The sequence below is a fragment of the Staphylococcus marylandisciuri genome (assembly GCF_025519785.1).
Lineage (GTDB): Bacteria > Bacillota > Bacilli > Staphylococcales > Staphylococcaceae > Staphylococcus > Staphylococcus marylandisciuri.
This window is the reverse complement of record NZ_JAOPKZ010000053.1, coordinates 1-301: the sequence shown is the minus strand read 5'-3', so window position 1 is coordinate 301 and position 301 is coordinate 1. Positions and strand designations below refer to the sequence as shown.

Here is a 301-nt window from a genome sequence, read left to right as displayed (position 1 = left end):
AGTAGATGACTGATTTGAAAATGCGCTTGTATCAAGCTTTTTTCAATTCTAGTCATCCTTGCCGGGGCGGGACTACGAAATCATTTTATTCAAATTAGATTTCTGTCCCGCTCCCAACAAGCACAGCGAGTTGGGGCGGCCCTATAAAAGCGAAGCCGGAGGCTGGGACATAAAGGTCTTTGACTAGAGAGAAAGAGGCTGGGACATAAATCCCAGAAAAAATAGCACTCAGATGATTTATTTCATTTCATCTGAGTGCTTCTTCATATTCCATACTTCGTATTATTGGCTCGCTTTCCTA

At 42.5% G+C, this 301-nt stretch carries 1 protein-coding gene; it reads left to right on the top strand.

Going from position 1 to position 301, the window contains the following annotated elements; genetic code table 11:
- The first annotated feature begins 58 nt into the window (after positions 1-58).
- The gene (locus N9R04_RS11350; protein WP_262856881.1) at positions 59-187 is read left to right on the top strand and encodes a hypothetical protein; all 129 of its coding nucleotides are present in this window, start codon (positions 59-61) and stop codon (positions 185-187) included.
- Positions 188-301: the final 114 nt, after the last annotated feature.